The following is a 20,048-nucleotide window of genomic DNA, read 5'->3' on the forward strand; positions in this document are numbered from 1 at the left end:
GAAACGCATTCTCACGCGGGGGAGCACATGTCACCAATCGATTTTCGCACCAAAATAAACTGGCACCGACGTTTCCGTTCGCCGCAGGGCGACAAGAGCGAACATGAGATCCTGCGTATCTTCGAAAGCGATCGCGGGCGGATCGTTAACTCGCCTGCCATCCGCCGTCTGCAGCAAAAAACTCAGGTGTTTCCGCTGGAGCGTAACGCCGCGGTGCGCACGCGCTTAACCCACTCGATGGAAGTGCAGCAGGTCGGGCGCTATATTGCCAAAGAGATTTTGAGCCGTCTCAAAGAGCAGCGTTTACTGGAAACCTATGGTCTGGACGAGCTGACGGGGCCCTTCGAGAGCATCGTTGAGATGGCCTGCCTGATGCATGACATCGGCAACCCGCCTTTCGGCCACTTTGGTGAGGCGGCTATCAATGACTGGTTTAAGCAGCGGCTTTATCCTTCGGATGCGGTAAGCCAGCCCCTCAGCGATGATCGCTGCATCGTACGCGATTTACGCCTGCGTGAAGGTGAAGAGGGGCTGAACGATCTGCGCCGCAAAGTGCGCCAGGATTTGTGTCACTTCGAGGGCAACGCGCAGGGGATCCGGCTGGTTCATTCCCTGATGCGCATGAACCTGACCTGGGCACAGGTCGGCTGCATTCTGAAATACACGCGTCCCGCGTGGTGGATGGGGGATACGCCCGCGTCCCACAGCTATTTAATGAAAAAACCGGGCTATTACCTTTCCGAAGAGGTCTATATTGAACGGTTACGTAAAGAACTTTCATTGACGCCAAACGGCCGCTTTCCATTGACGTGGATTATGGAAGCCGCCGATGATATTTCCTATTGCGTGGCCGATCTGGAAGATGCCGTGGAGAAAAGAATCTTCAGCGTCGAGGAGCTTTATCAACATCTTTATGCGTCCTGGGGTACCCATGAAAAAGGTTCGCTGTTTGCGCAGGTTGTCGAAAATGCCTGGGAAAAATCGCGCTCAAATACATTAAGCCGCAGTACGGAAGACCAGTTCTTTATGTATTTGCGGGTCAATACATTAAATAAACTGGTGCCGTATGCGGCGTCGCGTTTTATTGATAATTTGCCGCTCATTTTCAGCGGGGAATTCAACCACGCGCTGCTGGAAGATGACAGCAGTTTCAGTCAACTCCTTGAGCTTTATAAACATGTGGCGATGCGGCATGTATTCAGCCATCCGGATGTCGAGCAGCTGGAACTGCAGGGCTATCGGGTAATCAGTGGGTTACTGGAAATTTATTCCCCGTTGCTTCAGCTGTCGGTCGATGAATTCAGCGAACTGGTGGAACACGAGCGCGTGCGCAGAATACCCATCGAATCGCGGCTTTATCAGAAACTTTCTACCCGGCATCGTCTGGCGTATGTCGAAGCGATTGGCAAGCTGGAACGCAACTCTCCCCAATGGCCGGTGATGGAATATTATTATCGCTGCCGTCTTATCCAGGACTATATCAGCGGCATGACGGATTTGTATGCCTGGGATGAATACCGCAAGCTCATGGCGGTGGAATAATTCCGGAGTTTTGTAAAGACGGCCAATAAATTTTTACCTTTTCCATAAACTTATCGCCGGAACTAAGCGGTATAAAACGAATCTGAGTTACACAGCAATTTTGCGTTACCTGTAAATCGAGATTGAGAAACATGAAAAAAACCACATTAGCAATGAGTGCACTGGCTCTGAGTTTAGGTTTAGCGCTGTCTCCTCTGACTGCTACTGCAGCCGAGACCGCGTCGTCGGCAGCAACCGCGCAGCAGATGCCAAGCCTGGCACCGATGCTCGAAAAAGTGATGCCATCGGTGGTGAGTATTAACGTTGAGGGCAGCACGACCGTCAATACGCCGCGTATGCCGCGTAACTTCCAGCAGTTCTTCGGCGACAACTCGCCATTCTGCCAGGACGGTTCGCCATTCCAGAGCTCTCCGTTCTGTCAGGGCGGCGGTGCCGGGGATGACAGCCAGGGCGGCGGCCAGCAGCAGAAATTCATGGCGCTTGGCTCGGGGGTAATTATTGATGCGGCGAAAGGCTACGTCGTCACTAACAACCACGTTGTCGATAACGCGAACAGCATTAAGGTTCAGCTGAGCGATGGCCGCAAGTTCGATGCCAAAGTGGTGGGTAAAGACCCGCGTTCCGACATCGCGCTGATCCAGATTCAGGATCCGAAAAACCTGACGGCGATTAAAATTGCCGACTCCGATGCGCTGCGCGTGGGCGACTATACCGTGGCGATCGGTAACCCGTTCGGTCTGGGTGAAACCGTGACATCCGGTATCGTCTCAGCGCTGGGTCGTAGCGGCCTGAACGCGGAAAACTACGAAAACTTCATCCAGACGGATGCGGCGATCAACCGCGGTAACTCCGGCGGTGCGCTGGTGAACCTGAACGGTGAGCTGATCGGTATCAACACCGCTATCCTGGCACCGGACGGCGGCAACATCGGCATCGGTTTTGCTATCCCGAGTAACATGGTGAAAAACCTGACCGCGCAGATGGTGCAGTATGGCCAGGTGAAACGCGGCGAGCTGGGTATCCTCGGTACGGAGCTGAACTCCGAACTGGCTAAGGCGATGAAAGTTGACGCTCAGCGCGGGGCATTCGTCAGCCAGGTGATGCCGAATTCTTCTGCGGCGAAAGCGGGCATTAAAGCGGGGGATGTGATCACCTCCCTGAACGGTAAACCGATCAGCAGCTTTGCCGCCCTGCGTGCCGAAGTGGGCTCGATGCCGATTGGCAGTAAAGTGACCCTCGGCCTGCTGCGCGACGGTAAGCCGGTTAACGTGAGCCTGGAGCTGCAGCAGAGCAGCCAGAATCAGGTGGATTCCAGCACCATCTTCAGCGGTATTGAAGGTGCCGAGATGAGCAATAAAGGCGCAGACAAAGGCGTGGTGGTGAACAACGTGAAAGCGAATTCACCGGCAGCCCGTATCGGCCTGAAAAAAGGCGATGTGATCATGGGTGCTAACCAGCAGCCTGTGAAAAACATCGCTGAACTGCGCAAAATTCTCGACAGCAAGCCTTCCGTGCTGGCGCTGAATATCCAGCGTGGTGATACCTCTCTTTATCTGCTGATGCAGTAATCCTCTGAAGCCCCTGTTCGCAGGGGCTTTCTCGTTTTTGTGATTCTTGCCACAACTCCATACTTCTCCCTCTCTCTTTGTGCATTCGCACAATGCAGCCGTCGCTGAACTTCCCTATGCTTGAGCTCTGCTCACGGGAGGGTTACATGGCTGGCTGGCATCTTGATACCAAAATGGCGCAGGATATCGTGGCGCGCACCATGCGCATTATTGATACCAATATCAACGTAATGGATGCCCGCGGGCGCATTATTGGCAGCGGCGATCGCGAGCGTATTGGGGAATTGCACGAAGGTGCGCTGCTGGTGCTTTCTCAGGGGCGGGTCGTGGATATCGACGATGCGGTAGCGAAACACCTGCACGGCGTACGTCAGGGCATCAATTTACCGCTGCGTCTTGAAGGCGAAATTGTGGGGGTAATCGGCCTCACCGGCGAGCCCGAGTCACTGCGAAAATACGGTGAGCTGGTCTGTATGACGGCAGAGATGATGCTGGAGCAGTCGCGCCTGATGCACCTGCTTGCCCAGGACAGCCGCCTGCGTGAAGAGCTGGTGATGAACCTTATTCAGGCGGAAGAGCATACGCCTGCGCTCAGCGAATGGGCGCAGCGTCTGGGGATCGATTTAAATCAGCCGCGCGTGGTGGCGGTCATTGAGGTCGATAGCGGCCAGCTTGGCGTGGACAGCGCGATGGCAGAGCTGCAGCAGCTGCAAAATGCGCTGGCGACGCCGGAGCGCGATAACCTGGTGGCGATCGTTTCTCTGACGGAAATGGTGGTCCTCAAACCGGCGCTCAATGCGTTCGGCCGCTGGGATGCCGACGATCATCGTCGTCGCGTGGAGCAGCTGATCTCCCGGATGGAGGAGAACGGCCAGCTGCGTTTTCGCGTTGCGCTGGGCAACTACTTTACCGGGCCGGGCAGTATCGCCCGCTCCTGGCGTACCGCGCGCACCACCATGATGGTGGGCAAGCAGCGGATGCCGGAGAGCCGCAGCTATTTCTATCAGGATCTGATGCTGCCGGTGCTGCTCGACAGCCTGCGTGGGGGCTGGCAGGCCAATGAGCTGGCGCGGCCATTGGCGCGTCTGAAAGCCATGGACAACAACGGCCTGCTGCGCCGGACGCTGCAGGCGTGGTTCCGCCATAACGTGCAGCCGCTGGCGACCTCGAAGGCGCTGTTTATTCACCGTAATACGCTTGAGTATCGGTTAAACCGGATTTCGGAGCTGACGGGGCTGGATCTGGGAAACTTTGACGACAGGCTGCTGCTGTATGTGGCGCTGCAGCTGGACGAACAGAGATGATGCTGTATGCGGTCTGGTGCCCTCACCCCATCCCTCTCCCACGGGGAGAGGGCGCAAACACTAAAAACGGCAATCAAGGATTGCCGTTTTGCTTTTATTTCCGCGTTAATTTCTCAAGATCCGCTTCAATCTCGCTGATCTTATTTGTTACAACGCTTTCAAGGTGACGCAGATCGTCAAGGATCTTACGCTTAAGATCGACTTCGGTGCGGTCGCGCTGGCAGATCTGATCGAGTTCATCGATCACATAGCGCAGGTTAGGGCTGATTTCCTGTACTTCTTTGTAGCCCTGTCCTACACCGTCAGCCACAACGGTCTTACGCTGGCGTGGATATTTAAACTTCACGCTTTTGGCGAAAAACTCTCCTTTGTCCTTGTGAAAATAGATTTTCAGAATATCGTTATTGGCTTCCTGACGGAGGCTGTAACGATCAATTTCATCAGGATTGGTAATGCCCAGACTTTTCAGATTATCGTACATAGCGGTACCCTTGATCTCAACATAACCTTTGAATAATTAACGAAAAAATCTATTTTCGCCACCCTCAGATATAAAAAAAGCGGGGTTGCCCCCGCTTTTTGTTATACCCGATTAATCGATGGTGCGCAGCAATTCGTTGATGCCCACTTTACCGCGCGTTTTCGCATCCACTTTCTTCACGATAACCGCACAGTACAGGCTGTATTTGCCATCTTTTGACGGCAGGTTGCCGGAAACCACCACGGAGCCCGCCGGAACGCGACCGTAGTGAACTTCACCGGTTTCACGGTCGTAAATACGAGTGCTCTGACCGATGTAAACGCCCATGGAGATCACGGAGCCTTCTTCAACGATCACGCCTTCAACCACTTCAGAGCGCGCGCCGATGAAGCAGTTGTCTTCGATGATGGTCGGGTTAGCCTGCAGTGGCTCCAGAACACCACCGATGCCCACGCCGCCGGACAGGTGAACGTTTTTACCGATCTGCGCGCAGGAACCGACGGTCGCCCATGTGTCAACCATGGTGCCTTCGTCAACGTAGGCACCGATGTTCACGTAGGATGGCATCAGCACGGTGTTGCGTGCGATGAATGCGCCCTGACGCACTGCCGCAGGCGGTACCACACGGAAGCCTTCCTTCTGGAAACGCGCTTCGTCGTAGTCAGCGAATTTCATTGGCACTTTATCGAAGTAGCGGCTTTCTGCTCCGTCGATAACCTGGTTATCGTTGATACGGAAAGAGAGCAGCACGGCTTTCTTCAGCCATTGATGAGTGACCCACTGACCGTCGATTTTTTCTGCCACGCGCAGCGCGCCGGAATCCAGAAGGGAAATCACCTGGTTTACCGCTTCACGGGTCACGGTATCCACATTTGCCGGGGTAATCTCGGCGCGACGCTCAAAAGCGGACTCAATAACGTTCTGTAACTGCTGCATTGTTTACTCTTTCCATTTCACTAAAAAACATATCACCCTTTATCGTTTGGATTGAGGGCTGCTGTCAACCGTTGTTGCACTTCAAGCTGCAGGTCATTATTAAGGGCACGCCGGTCCGCTGTCGCGATTATAAATAAATCTTCTACTCGCTCGCCAATCGTTGTAATTCGGGCCCCATGGAGCGAAATTCCCAGATCGGCAAAAACCTGGCCGACGCGGGCAAGCAGCCCTGGCTGGTCGAGCGCGATCAGCTCCAGGAACGATTTACGGTCGGTGTGGGTCGGCAGGAAATTGACCTCGGTATCGACGGTAAAGTGGCGCAATTTCGCCGGCTGGCGACGCGGCTGCGGGGGCTGCCAGCTGCGCTGGGTAATCGCCTGTTCCAGACCAAAACGTATCCCTTCATGCCTGTCCGACGAGAGCGGGCTGCCGTCCGGCTCAAGCACGATAAAGGTGTCCATCGCCATGCCGTCGCGGGTGGTGAAAATCTGCGCGTCGTGAACGCTCAGGTTACGCCTGTCCAGCTCGGCGCAGACCGCAGCAAACAGGTAAGGTCGGTCCGGGCTCCAGATGAAAATCTCCGTCCCGCCGCGGGTGGCCTGCGGGCTCAGCAGGATCATCGGCTGGGACAGATCGTGCTTGAGCAGATGCCGCGCGTGCCACGCAAGCTGGTTTGGGCTATGGCGGACAAAATAGTTGGCGCGGCAGCGGGCCCAAATCTGATGCAGTGCCTCTTCATCAATGTTATCCATCCGCAGCAGCGCGAGCGCCTGCAGCTGGTGATGGCGCACGCGCTCGCGCATGTCCGGGGTGTTTTGCATCCCGCGACGCAGCTGTTTTTCGGTGGCGAAGTACAGCTCGCGCAGCAGGCTCTGCTTCCAGCTGTTCCACAGGGTCTCGTTGGTGGCGCAGATATCGGCCACCGTCAGGCAGACCAGATAGCGCAGACGATTTTCCGTCTGAACCTCTTCCGCGAACTGCTTGATCACTTCCGGATCCTGAATGTCACGACGCTGCGCGGTGACCGACATCAGCAGGTGATGGCGCACCAGCCAGGCCACCAGCTGCGTTTCACGCGAGTTCAGGCCGTGCAGTTCGGCAAATTTCAGCACGTCCTGCGCGCCCAGCACCGAATGGTCACCGCCGCGACCTTTGGCGATATCGTGGAACAGGGCGGCAATCAGGATCAGTTCCGGATGGGTCAGGCGCGGCCACAGTTCGACGCAGAGCGGGTGGCGGGAGCGCGTCTCTTCTCTCGCAAAGCTTTCCAGCTTTAGCATCACGCGGATCGTGTGTTCATCCACCGTGTAGGCGTGGAACAGATCGAACTGCATTTGCCCGACAATGTGCGACCACTGCGGCATATAGGCCCACAGCACGCTGTGGCGGTGCATCGGCAGCAGGCCGCGGCTGACGGCGCCCGGGTGGCGGAGCATGCTCAGGAACAGCGAACGCGCTTCCGGGATATAGCACAGCGGCTGCGTCAGATGACGGCGCGCATGGCGCAGATGGCGCAGAGTGGTGGAGTAGATCCCGGTGATGGTGCTGTTGCGCACCATGGTATAGAACATCCGCAGAATCGCTTCCGGCTCGCGGATGAACAGCGTTTCGTCGCGCAGATCGATAAGCGTGCCGCGCAGCTGGAATTCGTCATCAATCGGGCGCGGTTTTTCGTCCGCCGTCAGGGCCAGAATGGCCTCGTCGAACAGCTGCAACAGCATCTGGTTCAGTTCGGTCACCCGGCGGGTGACGCGGAAGAAATCCTTCATCATGTGCTCAACCGGCTCGTTGCCTTCGCCCTGATAATTCAGACGCTGAGCCACGCTGAGCTGGCGGTCAAACAGCAGGCGGTTATCGTAGCGGGTGACTTCCAAATGCAGGGCAAACCGGATGCGCCACAGCAGGTGCAGGCACTCGTTCAGCTCGTTACGCTCGGCCTCGGTTAAAAAGCCGAAGCCGACCATCTCGTCCATCGAGGTGGCACCAAAATGGCGGCGGGCGACCCACTGCAGGGTGTGGATGTCGCGCAGGCCGCCGGGGCTGCTTTTAATATCGGGTTCAAGATTATAGCTGGTGCCGTGGTAGCGCTGGTGGCGCTGGTTTTGCTCCTCGACCTTCGCGGCGAAGAACTTTTCTGACGGCCAGAAGCCGTCGCTGAAGATGTGCTTTTGCAGCTCCAGGAACAGGGCGACGTCACCAATCAGCAGGCGGGTTTCAATCAGGTTGGTGGCGACGGTCAGGTCCGATAACCCTTCCAGCAGACACTCTTCCAGGGTACGCACGCTGTGGCCGACTTCCAGCTTTACGTCCCAGAGCAGCGTCAGCAGTTCGCCAATTTTTTGCGCCTGTTCGTCCGGCAGCTTTTTGCGGCTTAAGATCAGCAGATCGATATCGGAAAGCGGATGCAGCTCACCGCGGCCATAGCCCCCGACGGCAACCAGCGCAACATCACTGATTTGCCCAAACCCGTAATCGATCCACAGGCGCTGCAGCAGCTGGTCGATAAATTCGGTGCGCGCTTCAATGAGCTGCTCGGCCGACACGCCTGCGTCAAACGCGCTGCCCAGCCAGCGATGGAAAACATCCATATGGGCTTTAATATGCGCGCAGGTCAGCTCGTGCGACGGCCAGACGCCCGGGTTATCGGGCTGGTCGGGGAGGGTGGGAAGTGCTGTGTTAGCATACTGTTCGGGTAAAAGATTACTCATCGTGCGCCACCCATAAGAAAAAGCTATAGCCATTAAAAAAGCCGGCATTTGCCGGCTTTTTTATCATTCATCGTGCGTCAGTATCGCCGGGATGGTGTCATCCTTGCGCAACGTCATAATTTCGCAGCCGTTGTCTGTTACCACAATAGTATGCTCGTACTGCGCAGACAAGCTTCTGTCTTTGGTTTTCACCGTCCAGCCGTCTTTCATGGTGCGGATGCGGTAATCACCCGCGTTGACCATCGGCTCAATGGTAAAGGTCATGCCTTTTTGCAGCACCACGCCGCCGTCATCTGCATCATAGTGCAGGACCTGCGGTTCTTCATGGAAGACGCGACCAATGCCGTGACCGCAGTACTCGCGCACCACGGAGAAACTTTCTGCTTCCACAAACTTCTGGATTGCCGCACCGAGGGTACGCAGGCGAATACCCGGTTTAACCATTTTCAGCGCCAGGTAGAGGCTCTCTTGCGTCACTTTGCACAGACGCTCGCCAAGAATAGTCGGCTTGCCAACGATGAACATTTTTGAGGTGTCACCGTGGTACTCGTCTTTAATGACGGTTACGTCGATGTTGACGATGTCGCCATCTTTCAGCAGTTTTTCATCGTCCGGGATGCCGTGGCACACCACTTCATTAATAGAGATACAGACGGATTTCGGGAAACCGTGGTAGCCGAGGCAGGCGGAAACCGCGTGCTGCTCGTTCACGATATAGTCGTTACAGATACGGTCCAGTTCACCGGTGCTGACGCCCGGCTTCACGAACGGCTCGATCATTTCCAGCACTTCCGCGGCCAGACGACCGGCGACGCGCATCTTTTCAATTTCTTCAGGTGTCTTAATAGAGATAGCCATGTAATCTGTCCATCGGTGTCGATTTTTTCGACAATACTAGTCTAAGTGTCGTCAATGGTATCAGTCAGGCACGCTCCGTGCCAAATTGAGAATCATTAACAGCACACTCCGCCAACAACTGTTGGTTTCTGGTCGTGTTTTGTGGTATAAAGCGCGCCGGACTTCCGATCCATCTCAGATACACAGGCTGGACGGAAGCGACAAATCTCACTTTGTGTAACAACACACACGTATCGGCACATATTCCGGGGTGCCCTTCGGGGTCGGTAATATGGGATACGTGGAGGCATAACCCCAACTTTCAATATAGAGGTTTTAAACATGGCAACTGTTTCCATGCGCGACATGCTCAAGGCTGGTGTTCACTTTGGTCACCAGACCCGTTACTGGAACCCGAAAATGAAGCCTTTCATCTTCGGCGCGCGTAACAAAGTTCACATCATCAACCTTGAGAAAACTGTACCAATGTTCAACGAAGCCCTGGCTGAGCTGAACAAGATCTCTTCCCGTAAAGGTAAGATTCTGTTCGTTGGTACTAAGCGCGCTGCAAGCGAAGCTGTGAAAGATGCTGCTAACAGCTGCGACCAGTTCTTCGTGAACCATCGCTGGTTGGGCGGCATGCTGACCAACTGGAAAACTGTTCGTCAGTCCATCAAACGCCTGAAAGATCTGGAAACCCAGTCTCAGGACGGTACTTTCGACAAGCTGACTAAGAAAGAAGCGCTGATGCGCACTCGTGAACTGGACAAGCTGGAAAACAGCCTGGGCGGTATCAAAGATATGGGCGGCCTGCCAGACGCGCTGTTCGTAATCGATGCAGACCACGAGCACATCGCAATCAAAGAAGCTAACAACCTGGGTATCCCGGTATTCGCTATCGTTGATACCAACTCCGATCCGGACGGTGTTGACTTCGTTATCCCGGGTAACGACGACGCAATCCGTGCTGTTAGCCTGTACCTGAGCGCTGTAGCTGCTACCGTTCGTGAAGGCCGTTCCCAGGATCTGGCTTCTCAGGCGGAAGAAAGCTTCGTAGAAGCTGAATAATAAGGTTTTACCCCTTATTAGTACCGTGTATGAATAGGGGCCCATTACCGGCCCCTTTTTTCAATTTACACTGTTTGGCCCCCGGCCGGGCAGTTCACATCTCCCGAGGATTTAAGAATGGCTGAAATTACCGCATCCCTGGTAAAAGAGCTGCGCGAGCGTACTGGCGCAGGCATGATGGATTGCAAAAAAGCGCTGACTGAAGCGAACGGCGACATCGAGCTGGCAATCGAAAACATGCGTAAATCCGGTGCGATCAAAGCAGCTAAAAAAGCAGGCAACGTTGCTGCTGACGGCGTGATCATCACTAAGATCGACGGCAACTACGGCATCATTCTGGAAGTTAACTGCCAGACTGACTTCGTTGCTAAAGATGGTGGTTTCCAGGCATTTGCTAACAAAGTTCTGGACGCAGCTGTTGCGGGTAAAATCACTGACGTTGAAGTTCTGAAAGCACAGTTCGAAGAAGAACGTGTTGCGCTGGTTGCTAAAATCGGTGAGAACATCAACATCCGTCGCGTATCTTCTCTGGAAGGCGACGTTCTGGGCTCTTATCAGCACGGTGCACGTATCGGTGTTCTGGTTGCGGCTAAAGGCGCTGACGAAGAGCTGGTTAAACAGCTGGCAATGCACATCGCTGCAAGCAAACCAGAATTCGTTAAGCCAGAAGACGTGTCTGCTGAAGTGGTAGAGAAAGAGTACCAGGTTCAGCTGGACATCGCGATGCAGTCTGGTAAGCCAAAAGAAATCGCAGAGAAAATGGTTGAAGGCCGCATGAAGAAATTCACCGGCGAAGTTTCTCTGACTGGCCAGCCATTCGTAATGGACCCAAGCAAGTCTGTTGCGCAGCTGCTGAAAGAGCACAACGCTGACGTAACTGGCTTCATCCGCTTCGAAGTGGGCGAAGGCATCGAGAAAGTTGAGACTGACTTCGCAGCAGAAGTTGCTGCAATGTCCAAGCAGTCTTAATGATTGAAAAGGAGCCGCCTGAGGGCGGCTTCTTTTTGTCACCCGTCACAGGAAATCAGACAGGCTCCAGTATCGCTGTGCTGATTTGCGGCATATCATGTCGCCAGAATTAACCCCCATCTTAATCGTTGACAGTCTCAGGAAAGAAACATGGCTACCAATGCAAAACCCGTGTACAAACGCATTCTGCTTAAGCTGAGTGGCGAAGCGCTGCAGGGATCGGAAGGCTTCGGTATTGACGCAAGCATCCTTGATCGCATGGCACAGGAAATCAAAGAACTGGTCGAACTGGGTATCCAGGTTGGCGTGGTCATTGGCGGTGGCAACCTTTTCCGTGGTGCTGGTCTGGCGAAAGCGGGGATGAACCGAGTTGTGGGCGACCACATGGGTATGCTGGCAACCGTCATGAATGGCCTGGCAATGCGTGATGCACTGCATCGCGCCTATGTGAATGCCCGCCTGATGTCCGCGATTCCCCTGAATGGCGTTTGCGATAATTACAGCTGGGCAGAAGCCATCAGCCTGCTGCGCAATAACCGCGTGGTGATCCTCTCCGCCGGTACGGGTAACCCGTTCTTTACGACCGATTCCGCTGCCTGCCTGCGCGGTATCGAGATCGAAGCCGATGTGGTACTGAAAGCGACCAAAGTAGACGGCGTGTTTACTGCCGACCCGGCAAAAGATCCTTCTGCCACCATGTACGATCAGCTGAGCTACAGCGAAGTGCTGGATAAAGAGCTGAAAGTGATGGATCTTGCCGCCTTCACGCTGGCTCGCGACCACAAACTGCCGATCCGTGTCTTCAACATGAACAAGCCTGGCGCACTGCGTCGCGTGGTCATGGGCGAAAAAGAAGGCACTTTGATCACGGAATAATTTCCGTTGACGATAAATACAGGTAAGATTCCGCTTTATTTTGTAGTGGTATCTTACCCGGACGCGCCTTTGGCGTTGTCATGAATTAAACGCGACTATACTTAGCACACCTGTAGCGCTGTGCTGGCGGATAGTCTGCCTGAGACAAGTTTTCAAGGATTCGTAACGTGATTAACGACATCAGAAAAGATGCTGAAGTACGCATGGACAAATGCGTAGAAGCGTTCAAAAACCAAATCAGCAAAATCCGTACTGGCCGTGCTTCCCCAAGCCTGCTGGATGGCATCATCGTAGAATATTACGGTACGCCAACCCCTCTGCGCCAGCTGGCGAGCGTGACGGTTGAAGATACCCGTACGCTGAAAATCAACGTCTTCGACCGCTCTATGAGCCCGGCCGTTGAGAAAGCGATTATGGCCTCTGACCTCGGACTGAACCCAAGCTCTGCGGGCGCAGACATCCGCGTTCCACTGCCTCCGCTGACGGAAGAACGTCGTAAAGATCTTATCAAAGTGGTTCGTGGCGAAGCTGAGCAGGGTCGTGTATCCGTGCGTAACGTCCGTCGCGACGCGAACGATAAAGTGAAAGCACTGCTGAAAGAAAAAGAGATCAGCGAAGATGACGATCGTCGTTCTCAGGACGACATTCAGAAAATGACCGACGCGGCCATCAAGAAAATTGATGCGGCGCTGGCAGAAAAAGAAGCGGAACTGATGCAGTTCTGATTTCTGTCGTACACTGATAAACGCCGTTCAGAAGGACTTTGGGTCTTGCTGGCGGCGTTTTGCTTTTATCTGGTCTAACTTTTTTCGGGCATCTCATGAAGCATTTAACACTCCTCGGCTCAACCGGCTCTATCGGTTGCAGCACTCTCGACGTCGTTCGCCATAATCCTGAACTTTACACCGTGACAGCGCTGGTGGCCGGTAAGAATGTGCAGCGAATGGTCGAACAGTGCCTGGAGTTTGCGCCCCGCTATGCGGTGATGGATGACGAAGAGAGCGCGCGTCTGCTGAAAGCACAGCTGCGTGAAAAGGGCAGTCGAACCGAGGTGCTGAGCGGCCAGCAGGCGGCCTGCGAGATGGCGGCGCTGGATGAGGTGGATCAGGTCATGGCGGCCATTGTCGGCGCGGCAGGGCTGCTGCCCACGCTTGCTGCGATTGATGCCGGTAAGGATGTTTTGCTGGCCAATAAAGAGTCGCTGGTCACCTGTGGACGCCTGTTTATGGATGCGGTGAAGCAGCGCGGCGCGCGTCTTCTGCCGGTCGACAGCGAACACAACGCGATTTTTCAGAGTTTACCGCAACCTTTTCAACAGAACCTGGGGTACGCTGACCTGGAGCAGAATGGCGTGGTGTCTATTCTGCTTACCGGGTCTGGTGGCCCGTTCCGTGAAACGCCACTGTCTGAACTGCGTGCGATGACACCGGATCAGGCGTGCCGTCATCCGAACTGGTCGATGGGGCGTAAAATCTCCGTTGATTCTGCCACCATGATGAACAAAGGTCTGGAATACATTGAAGCGCGCTGGCTGTTTAATGCGTCAGCGAAACAGATGGAAGTACTGATTCACCCGCAATCGGTGATTCACTCGATGGTGCGTTATCAGGATGGCAGCGTGCTGGCACAGCTGGGCGAGCCGGACATGCGTACGCCGATTGCCCATTCAATGGCGTGGCCAAATCGAGTGAAATCCGGCGTGAAGCCGCTTGATTTCTGCAAGCTAAGTTCCCTGACGTTCAGTGAACCAGACTACGACCGCTATCCTTGTCTGAAGCTTGCGATGAATGCTTTTGACCAGGGGCAGGCGGCGACGACGGCACTTAATGCAGCTAATGAAATTACCGTTGAGGCATTTCTGAATCAGCAAATTCGTTTTACCGATATCGCGTCGTTAAATTTATCGGTACTGGAGATGATGGATTTGCGCGAACCACAAAGCGTGGAAGAGGTGCTGGCGGTGGATGCAGCTGCGCGTAATATTGCGCGCCAACAGGTGACACGTCTCGCAAGCTGGTGATAAAGCAAGCACTAGTCGTCGTGCTATTTGTTAGCGTTGGGCTTCAGTGATATAGTCTGCGCCACCTGATCGCAGGTATTTGACTTAATGTGGTCAGGTGAGCCGTGGTTTGACACGGCTTTTTTATGTATAGGCTTCAGTATTCCTGAGTACCGTTAAATCCTTTTCAGGGACAAAAAACGCGTTATGTTGTCTGCGAATCAACCAATAAGCGAAAATTTGCCAGCTCATGGCTGCCGTCATGTAGCAATCATTATGGATGGCAATGGCCGCTGGGCGAAAAGACAAGGGAAGATACGAGCCTTTGGGCATAAAGCGGGGGCGAAATCCGTTCGTCGCGCCGTTTCTTTTGCCGCCAACAACGGCATTGATGCGTTAACGCTCTATGCTTTTAGCAGTGAAAACTGGAATCGACCTCTGCAGGAAGTGACTGCGTTGATGGAATTGTTTGTGTGGGCGCTAGACAGCGAAGTAAAAAGCCTGCACCGCCACAACGTCCGCCTGCGTATCATTGGCGATACCAGTCGTTTTAACTCACGTTTGCAGGAACGGATTCGCAAAGCTGAAGCGCTGACGGAAAATAATACCGGTTTGACGCTGAATATTGCGGCGAATTACGGCGGACGCTGGGATATTATCCAGGGCGTTCGGCATCTGGCCGAACAGGTTCAGGAAGGGCTGTTGAGACCCGACCAAATTGATGAAGAGGCGCTGAGCAAGCAAATCTGCATGAATGAACAGGCACCTGTGGATTTGGTAATTAGGACAGGGGGGGAACATCGCATAAGTAACTTTTTGATATGGCAAATTGCCTATGCCGAACTTTACTTTACGGATGTTCTTTGGCCCGATTTTGATGAACAAGACTTTGAAGGTGCGCTGCATGCCTTTGCCAATCGAGAGCGTCGTTTCGGCGGCACCGAGCCTGGTGGCGACAAAGCCTGATGGGGGTAGCTTTTGCTGAAGTATCGCCTGATTTCCGCTTTTGTATTAATACCCATTGTCATTGCGGCGCTGTTTTTACTGCCCCCGGTGGGATTCGCTATTGTCACGCTGGTGGTGTGCATGCTCGCCGCGTGGGAATGGGGACAGTTTAGCGGCTTTACCTCGCGCACTCAGCGAGTATGGCTTGCGGTACTTTGTGGCTTTATCCTGGCCATAATGCTGTTTACGTTGCCTGAATATCACCATGATATTCATCAGCCCCTGGTTGCCGGATCTTTGTGGATATCGCTGGCCTGGTGGGTTGCCGCGCTGTTGCTGGTTCTTTTTTATCCGGGTTCCGCGGCATTGTGGCGTAATTCAAAAGTGCTGCGACTGATTTTTGGCTTGCTCACAATTATTCCTTTTTTCTGGGGTATGGTTGCGCTGCGAGCCTGGCACTACGACGAAAACCACTACAGCGGTGCGATCTGGCTGCTTTATGTGATGATTCTGGTCTGGGGGGCTGACTCCGGGGCCTATATGTTTGGTAAACTGTTTGGCAAACATAAGCTGGCACCGAAGGTTTCTCCGGGCAAAACCTGGCAAGGATTCATCGGCGGCCTGTTTACGGCAGCGATCATCTCCTGGGGCTACGGCGTCTGGGCGAATCTTGAAGTGGCACCGTCAATACTGCTGGTGTGCTCGATTTTTGCTGCGCTTGCCTCCGTGCTCGGTGATTTAACCGAAAGTATGTTTAAGCGTGAAGCAGGGATTAAGGACAGCGGACACCTGATTCCAGGGCATGGCGGTATACTGGATCGCATTGATAGCCTGACAGCGGCTGTTCCAGTGTTTGCGTGTTTGCTTTTACTGGTATTCGGGACGATTTAACGGAAGGTTTTATGCTGAGCATTCTCTGGAATCTGGCGGCGTTCATTGTTGCACTGGGTGTACTGATTACCGTGCATGAATTTGGCCATTTCTGGGTTGCTCGCCGCTGTGGCGTGCGCGTAGAGCGATTTTCCATCGGTTTTGGTAAATCACTCTGGACGCGCACCGACCGCCACGGCACGGAATTTGTCATCGCCCTTATCCCGCTGGGCGGCTACGTCAAAATGCTCGACGAACGCGTCGAGCCTGTTGCTCCTGAGCTGCGACACAGCGCATTCAACAATAAAACCGTTGGACAACGCGCCGCCATCATTGCTGCCGGACCGGTAGCCAACTTCATCTTTGCGATTTTCGCTTACTGGCTGGTGTTTATCATCGGCGTCCCTGGCGTACGTCCGGTGGTGGGTGAAATTGCCCCCAATTCCATCGCGGCGAGTGCGCAAATTACATCCGGGATGGAACTTAAAGCGATTGATGGCATCGAAACCCCTGATTGGGATGCCGTGCGACTGCAGCTGGTAGCCAAAATTGGCGATCCGCAGACCACCATCAGCGTATCGCCGTTTGGTTCAGATACGCGTCAGGACAAAGTACTCGATTTACGTCACTGGCGTTTCGAGCCAGACAAAGAGGATCCCGTCGCTGCGCTGGGCATTCGTCCACGCGGCGCGCAGATCGAGCCGGTATTAGCCGAAGTACAGGCAAATTCGGCGGCGAGCAAAGCGGGTTTGCAAGCGGGCGACAGGATCGTTAAAGTCGATGGTCAACCATTAACAGAGTGGATGACCTTTGTTACTCTGGTGCGCGATAATCCGGGAACGTCTCTCGCGCTGGAAGTTGAAAGGCAGGGCAGTCCGCTTTCGCTGACGCTGATCCCGGATACGAAGTCGGTCGGCAAAAAGGCAGAAGGGTTTGCAGGCGTTGTGCCAAAAGTGATCCCGCTGCCAGATGAGTACAAGACAATACGCCAGTATGGGCCGTTCAGCGCCATCCTTGAAGCCACGGATAAAACATGGCAACTGATGAAGCTGACGGTCAACATGTTGGGGAAATTGATAACCGGTGATGTGAAACTGAACAACCTCAGTGGGCCAATTTCGATTGCTCAGGGGGCTGGGATGTCAGCGGAATTCGGGGTGATTTACTATCTCATGTTCCTCGCGCTCATTAGCGTGAACCTTGGGATAATCAACCTGTTCCCGCTTCCCGTTTTAGACGGGGGTCATCTGCTGTTTTTGGCGATTGAAAAGCTAAAAGGCGGACCGGTATCCGAGCGAGTTCAAGACTTTAGTTATCGCATTGGCTCGATTTTGCTGGTGCTGTTAATGGGGCTTGCACTTTTCAATGATTTCTCTCGGTTGTAAGAGAGTGTTAGGAAGAACGCATAATAACGATGGCGATGAAAAAGTTGCTCATAGCGTCGCTGCTGTTTAGCAGCGCCACCGTATACGGTGCTGACGGGTTCGTAGTGAAAGACATTCATTTCGAAGGCCTCCAGCGTGTCGCCGTTGGTGCGGCCCTCCTCAGTATGCCTGTACGCCCCGGCGATACGGTTAATGATGATGATATCAGTAACACCATCCGTGCTCTGTTTGCCACCGGCAACTTTGAGGACGTCCGCGTCCTGCGCGATGGTGATACGCTGCTGGTACAGGTAAAAGAACGTCCGACGATCGCCAGTATCACTTTCTCCGGTAACAAGTCGGTGAAAGATGACATGCTCAAGCAGAACCTTGAAGCATCTGGTGTTCGTGTGGGTGAGTCCCTGGACCGCACAACCCTTTCAGACATTGAAAAAGGTCTGGAAGACTTCTACTACAGCGTCGGTAAATACAGCGCCAGCGTGAAAGCGGTTGTCACTCCGCTGCCACGTAACCGTGTTGACCTGAAGCTGGTCTTCCAGGAAGGTGTTTCTGCGAAGATCCAGCAGATCAACATTGTCGGCAACCACGCGTTCAGCACCGACGAACTGATCTCCACCTTCCAGCTGCGCGATGAAGTGCCATGGTGGAACGTGGTGGGCGATCGCAAATACCAGAAACAGAAACTGGCGGGCGACCTCGAAACCCTGCGCAGCTACTATCTCGATCGTGGCTATGCGCGTTTCAACATCGACTCGACTCAGGTCAGTCTGACTCCGGACAAGAAAGGTATCTACATTACGGTTAACATCACTGAAGGCGAGCAGTACAAGCTTTCTGGTGTTGAAGTGAGTGGTAACCTGGCGGGGCATTCTGCTGAAATCGAATCGCTGACCAAAATTCAGCCGGGCGATCTGTATAGCGGTTCCAAGGTAACCAAAATGGAAGACAGCATTAAGAAGCTGCTCGGCCGCTACGGTTATGCCTATCCGCGCGTACAGACTCAGCCGGAAATCAATGACGCGGATAAAACCGTTAAGCTGCACGTGAATGTTGATGCGGGCAACCGTTTCTACGTGCGTAAGATCCGCTTCGTCGGTAACGATACCTCCAAAGATTCCGTTCTGCGTCGCGAAATGCGTCAGATGGAAGGCGCATGGTTGGGAAGCGACCTCGTTGATCAGGGTAAAGAGCGTCTGAACCGTCTGGGCTATTTTGAAACGGTGGATACCGATACCCAGCGCGTACCGGGCAGCCCGGATCAGGTTGATGTCGTTTATAAAGTGAAAGAGCGCAACACCGGTAGCTTCAACTTCGGTGTGGGTTACGGTACTGAAAGCGGCGTCAGCTTCCAGGTCGGCGTACAGCAGGATAACTGGCTGGGTACGGGTTACTCTGTCGGTATTAACGGCACCAAAAACGACTACCAGACCTACTCTGAGTTCTCTGTGACTAACCCATACTTCACCGTTGACGGTGTAAGCCTGGGCGGTCGTATCTTCTATAACGACTTTAAAGCAGATGACGCGGACCTGTCTTCTTACACCAACAAGAGTTACGGTGTCGACGGTACGCTTGGCTTCCCGGTTAACGAATACAACACCCTGCGTGCGGGCTTGGGTTACGTGCATAACGACCTCTCCAACATGCAACCGCAGGTGGCGATGTGGCGTTATCTGGACTCTATCGGCCAGTCAACCAGTAAAAATGGTAATGACAATGGCTTCGCGGCGGATGACTTCACCTTTAACTACGGCTGGACCTATAACCGTCTCGACCGTGGTTACTTCCCAACGGAAGGTTCTCGCGTCAACCTGAACGGTAAAGTTACCGTGCCGGGTTCCGATAACGAGTTCTATAAGGTCACGCTGGATACCGCGTCCTACTTCCCGATCGATGACGATCATAAGTGGGTGGTTCTGGGTCGTACCCGTTGGGGCTATGGCGATGGTCTGGGTAGCAAAGAACTGCCGTTCTATGAAAACTTCTATGCGGGTGGCTCCAGCACCGTTCGTGGTTTCCAGTCCAATAACATTGGTCCGAAAGCGGTTTACTACGGCGGAAACGACAAAGATAACTGTGATAAGTCTTCCTCGTCAGAAGTCTGTAGCTCCAATGACGCGGTGGGCGGTAACGCCATGGCCGTTGCCAGCCTGGAGTTCATCACGCCAACGCCGTTTATCAGTGATAAATACGCGAACTCGGTCCGTACGTCCTTCTTCTGGGATGCCGGTACCGTGTGGGATACCAACTGGCAGAATACTGCCCAGATGCGCGCAGAAGGCATTCCTGACTACAGCGATCCGAGCAATATTCGCATGTCTGCCGGTATCGCATTACAATGGATGTCACCGCTGGGGCCGTTGGTCTTCTCCTACGCCCAGCCGTTTAAGAAATATGATGGAGACAAAGCGGAGCAATTCCAGTTTAACATTGGTAAAACCTGGTAATAATCCGCTGCAAAGGAATGCGTTGGCAGTGTAGCGCTGACAACTGGCGATCGGTAACACGGTCGCCTTGCCACGCAAAGAACGGTACCTTCTGGTGCCAATGGGATGGTAAG

The 20,048-nt window shown here is 54.0% G+C and carries 16 protein-coding genes; 12 read left to right on the forward strand and 4 right to left on the reverse strand.

The features are described from left to right. The first annotated feature begins 27 nt into the window (after window positions 1–27). The 3 genes from dgt (at window position 28) to cdaR (ending at window position 4,414) form a co-directional block, all read left to right on the forward strand. Window positions 28–1,542, forward strand: coding sequence for a dGTPase (gene dgt / locus UR289_RS12925; protein WP_320710348.1), 1,515 nt, complete (start codon window positions 28–30; stop codon window positions 1,540–1,542). Window positions 1,543–1,673: 131 nt separating this feature from the next. After that, window positions 1,674–3,110, forward strand: a complete 1,437-nt coding sequence (gene degP, locus UR289_RS12930; RefSeq protein WP_024907518.1) for a serine endoprotease DegP — start codon at window positions 1,674–1,676, stop codon at window positions 3,108–3,110. Window positions 3,111–3,256: 146 nt separating this feature from the next. Next, the gene (cdaR, locus tag UR289_RS12935) at window positions 3,257–4,414 is read left to right on the forward strand and encodes a DNA-binding transcriptional regulator CdaR (RefSeq protein WP_023310452.1); all 1,158 of its coding nucleotides are present in this window, start codon (window positions 3,257–3,259) and stop codon (window positions 4,412–4,414) included. Between the two features lie 94 nt (window positions 4,415–4,508). On the opposite strand, the gene UR289_RS12940 is transcribed toward cdaR, so the two are convergent. The 4 genes from UR289_RS12940 to map all read right to left on the reverse strand — a co-directional run bounded on the left by UR289_RS12940 (window position 4,509) and on the right by map (window position 9,397). After that, window positions 4,509–4,895, reverse strand: a complete 387-nt coding sequence (locus tag UR289_RS12940; RefSeq protein ID WP_014168696.1) for a DUF3461 family protein — start codon at window positions 4,893–4,895, stop codon at window positions 4,509–4,511. A 111-nt stretch (window positions 4,896–5,006) separates the two neighbouring features. Further along, complete coding sequence (gene dapD, locus UR289_RS12945) at window positions 5,007–5,831, reverse strand: 2,3,4,5-tetrahydropyridine-2,6-dicarboxylate N-succinyltransferase (protein ID WP_008501915.1); 825 nt, start codon at window positions 5,829–5,831, stop codon at window positions 5,007–5,009. Between the two features lie 32 nt (window positions 5,832–5,863). After that, window positions 5,864–8,539 carry a bifunctional uridylyltransferase/uridylyl-removing protein GlnD gene (gene glnD, locus UR289_RS12950; protein WP_039260604.1) on the reverse strand — a complete coding sequence of 892 codons (2,676 nt, stop codon included), beginning with the start codon at window positions 8,537–8,539 and terminating at the stop codon, window positions 5,864–5,866. A gap of 63 nt (window positions 8,540–8,602) precedes the next feature. Further along, window positions 8,603–9,397 carry a type I methionyl aminopeptidase gene (gene map / locus UR289_RS12955; protein WP_320710353.1) on the reverse strand — a complete coding sequence of 265 codons (795 nt, stop codon included), beginning with the start codon at window positions 9,395–9,397 and terminating at the stop codon, window positions 8,603–8,605. Between the two features lie 321 nt (window positions 9,398–9,718). On the opposite strand from map, the gene rpsB reads away from it, so the two are divergent. The 9 genes from rpsB (at window position 9,719) to bamA (ending at window position 19,935) form a co-directional block, all read left to right on the forward strand. Then, window positions 9,719–10,444 (forward strand): 30S ribosomal protein S2, encoded by a 726-nt coding sequence (gene rpsB / locus UR289_RS12960; protein ID WP_003856207.1) that lies wholly within the window; start codon window positions 9,719–9,721, stop codon window positions 10,442–10,444. A gap of 117 nt (window positions 10,445–10,561) precedes the next feature. After that, on the forward strand, window positions 10,562–11,413 hold the full coding sequence (gene tsf, locus UR289_RS12965; RefSeq protein WP_014882627.1) for a translation elongation factor Ts: 852 nt from the start codon (window positions 10,562–10,564) through the stop codon (window positions 11,411–11,413). A 150-nt stretch (window positions 11,414–11,563) separates the two neighbouring features. Next, on the forward strand, window positions 11,564–12,289 hold the full coding sequence (pyrH, locus tag UR289_RS12970; RefSeq protein WP_008501910.1) for a UMP kinase: 726 nt from the start codon (window positions 11,564–11,566) through the stop codon (window positions 12,287–12,289). Window positions 12,290–12,456: 167 nt separating this feature from the next. After that, window positions 12,457–13,014 (forward strand): ribosome recycling factor, encoded by a 558-nt coding sequence (gene frr, locus UR289_RS12975; protein ID WP_003856180.1) that lies wholly within the window; start codon window positions 12,457–12,459, stop codon window positions 13,012–13,014. 95 nt (window positions 13,015–13,109) lie between these two features. Further along, on the forward strand, window positions 13,110–14,309 hold the full coding sequence (gene ispC / locus UR289_RS12980) for a 1-deoxy-D-xylulose-5-phosphate reductoisomerase (RefSeq protein WP_069303680.1): 1,200 nt from the start codon (window positions 13,110–13,112) through the stop codon (window positions 14,307–14,309). A gap of 186 nt (window positions 14,310–14,495) precedes the next feature. Further along, window positions 14,496–15,254, forward strand: coding sequence for a (2E,6E)-farnesyl-diphosphate-specific ditrans,polycis-undecaprenyl-diphosphate synthase (ispU, locus tag UR289_RS12985; RefSeq protein WP_024907522.1), 759 nt, complete (start codon window positions 14,496–14,498; stop codon window positions 15,252–15,254). A gap of 12 nt (window positions 15,255–15,266) precedes the next feature. Further along, window positions 15,267–16,124, forward strand: a complete 858-nt coding sequence (gene cdsA / locus UR289_RS12990) for a phosphatidate cytidylyltransferase (RefSeq protein ID WP_023310457.1) — start codon at window positions 15,267–15,269, stop codon at window positions 16,122–16,124. Window positions 16,125–16,135: 11 nt separating this feature from the next. Next, entirely contained in the window at window positions 16,136–17,488 is a 1,353-nt protein-coding gene (gene rseP / locus UR289_RS12995) for a sigma E protease regulator RseP (protein ID WP_023310458.1), read from the forward strand. A 29-nt stretch (window positions 17,489–17,517) separates the two neighbouring features. Then, window positions 17,518–19,935, forward strand: coding sequence for an outer membrane protein assembly factor BamA (bamA, locus tag UR289_RS13000; protein ID WP_033144673.1), 2,418 nt, complete (start codon window positions 17,518–17,520; stop codon window positions 19,933–19,935). Window positions 19,936–20,048: the final 113 nt, after the last annotated feature.

It is taken from the genome of Enterobacter sp. 302C9, from assembly GCF_034106085.1.
Taxonomy (GTDB): domain Bacteria; phylum Pseudomonadota; class Gammaproteobacteria; order Enterobacterales; family Enterobacteriaceae; genus Enterobacter; species Enterobacter asburiae_B.

Coding starts and splice junctions, on each gene's coding strand:
- ispC (WP_069303680.1), top strand. CDS start 13,110: ATGAAGCATTTAACACTCCTCGGCTCAACCGGCTCTATCGGTTGCAGC.
- dgt (WP_320710348.1), top strand. CDS start 28: ATGTCACCAATCGATTTTCGCACCAAAATAAACTGGCACCGACGTTTC.
- ispU (WP_024907522.1), top strand. CDS start 14,496: ATGTTGTCTGCGAATCAACCAATAAGCGAAAATTTGCCAGCTCATGGC.
- UR289_RS12940 (WP_014168696.1), bottom strand. CDS start 4,895: ATGTACGATAATCTGAAAAGTCTGGGCATTACCAATCCTGATGAAATT.
- map (WP_320710353.1), bottom strand. CDS start 9,397: ATGGCTATCTCTATTAAGACACCTGAAGAAATTGAAAAGATGCGCGTC.
- tsf (WP_014882627.1), top strand. CDS start 10,562: ATGGCTGAAATTACCGCATCCCTGGTAAAAGAGCTGCGCGAGCGTACT.
- pyrH (WP_008501910.1), top strand. CDS start 11,564: ATGGCTACCAATGCAAAACCCGTGTACAAACGCATTCTGCTTAAGCTG.
- degP (WP_024907518.1), top strand. CDS start 1,674: ATGAAAAAAACCACATTAGCAATGAGTGCACTGGCTCTGAGTTTAGGT.
- bamA (WP_033144673.1), top strand. CDS start 17,518: ATGGCGATGAAAAAGTTGCTCATAGCGTCGCTGCTGTTTAGCAGCGCC.
- rseP (WP_023310458.1), top strand. CDS start 16,136: ATGCTGAGCATTCTCTGGAATCTGGCGGCGTTCATTGTTGCACTGGGT.
- cdaR (WP_023310452.1), top strand. CDS start 3,257: ATGGCTGGCTGGCATCTTGATACCAAAATGGCGCAGGATATCGTGGCG.
- dapD (WP_008501915.1), bottom strand. CDS start 5,831: ATGCAGCAGTTACAGAACGTTATTGAGTCCGCTTTTGAGCGTCGCGCC.
- rpsB (WP_003856207.1), top strand. CDS start 9,719: ATGGCAACTGTTTCCATGCGCGACATGCTCAAGGCTGGTGTTCACTTT.
- glnD (WP_039260604.1), bottom strand. CDS start 8,539: ATGAGTAATCTTTTACCCGAACAGTATGCTAACACAGCACTTCCCACC.